Below are 1592 nucleotides of genomic sequence, written 5' to 3' on the forward strand. Positions count from 1 at the left end.
AGGGACAGGGCAGGTCAAGTCGCTGAACGATCTCAACAGCAAGCTCGCAGCCAACAACCTGCAGGCCACGGTTGACTCGTCCACCGGCAAGATCACCATCACCACCACGAACGACGCGGCCTCGGCCACGATTGGCGCGATCGGTGGTACGGCGGCGGCGTCCAGCCAGTCCTTCAACGGTCTGACCGCGGCGGCTCCGGTGGCTGATTCCACCGCGCAGACGCAGCGCGCCAGCTTGGTCTCGCAGTACAACAACGTGCTGGCGCAGATCAACACGACCGCGGCTGACGCCTCGTTCAACGGCATCAACCTGCTGAACGGCGACACGCTGAAGCTGACCTTCAACGAAACCGGCAAGTCGACGCTGTCGATCACCGGTGTCACGTTCAACTCGGCGGGCCTCGGCCTCTCGACGTTGACCTCGGGCACCGACTTCCTCGACAACAACTCGGCGAACAAGGTGATCGGCGTCCTCAACACCGCGAGCTCCACGCTCCGCAACGAGGCGTCCACGCTGGGTTCGAACCTGTCGGTCGTGCAGGTCCGTCAGGACTTCAACAAGAACCTGATCAACGTGCTGCAGACCGGCTCGTCGAACCTGACGCTCGCCGACACCAACGAGGAAGCGGCCAACAGCCAGGCGCTGTCGACCCGCCAGTCGATCGCGGTGTCCGCGCTGTCGCTCGCCAACCAGTCGCAGGCCAGCGTGCTGCAGCTGCTGCGCTAAGGCGCCGCGACACCATCATGATCGGAGACGGCGGGGCTGGTCCCCGCCGTTTTCGGCTCGAAGATCCGGGATTCACGCCGGTCTCGTTCGCAGTCGAGACGTTTCGCTGGCAAGCGCCGGATATGTGCGCGACAGCAGTCTCGTCTCGACCCCAGTATCATCCGCCGGCGGTACGGCTCCCGAGAGGAGACTGCCGAGAGGAGACCAGGGCCATGCCCCTGCGGGTCGAACTCAAGCCGTTCGAACGTATCGTGATCGGCGACACCGTCATCGTCAATTCGAACACGCGTGCACGCTTCATTGTCGAAGGCGACGTTCCGATCCTTCGTGAGCGCGACACCGTCACCGCTGAAACGGCAGATACGCCGGCAAAGCGCCTCTATCTCTGCGTCCAGACCATGTATCTGAAAAGCGACGCGAGCCGCTATCGCGCGTCCTATCTGGCCTGCATGAACGAGTTGCGCGACGCGACGCCGGGCGCCGCCCGCCTAGTCGAGGAAGTCGATCGGCATGTCAGCGCTGGCGCACTCTACAAGGCTCTGAAGGAGATCAGGGCGCTGATCCAGTGCGAAAGCCCCGCGATTGCGCCCGCCGAGGTGGCGCCTTGAGCTCGCGCATAGCCGGACGTCAATCTGACTAGTCTCGAGCCCGAGCTCCCGGTTCCGTATTAGCACGGACATTAAAATTAACGGGACGGAGAAAAGCCCGGCCTAACGATGGAACAAGGAAAGTCCGTTGCGGCGAGCGACGGGCGGATTCGATCCGCTCGCCTTGCGGAGGCACTGGACCGACCATCGCTCTGACAGGATGAGCGGTCGCCTGCGATCGCAACACCACTCTTGGAAGGCCAGTTTCATGGATGATC

General features: G+C 63.2%; 2 protein-coding genes. Both read left to right on the top strand.

Features of this window, described 5'->3' with window-relative positions; genetic code table 11:
• The coding region (locus BRAO375_RS25325) for a flagellin (RefSeq protein ID WP_035642111.1) at positions 1-727 on the top strand (727 nt) is incomplete at its 5' end.
• Between the two features lie 212 nt (positions 728-939).
• Complete coding sequence (gene flbT / locus BRAO375_RS25330; protein WP_009030302.1) at positions 940-1335, top strand: flagellar biosynthesis repressor FlbT; 396 nt, start codon at positions 940-942, stop codon at positions 1333-1335.
• Positions 1336-1592: the final 257 nt, after the last annotated feature.

The sequence above is a fragment of the Bradyrhizobium sp. ORS 375 genome, assembly GCF_000239775.1.
GTDB lineage: Bacteria > Pseudomonadota > Alphaproteobacteria > Rhizobiales > Xanthobacteraceae > Bradyrhizobium.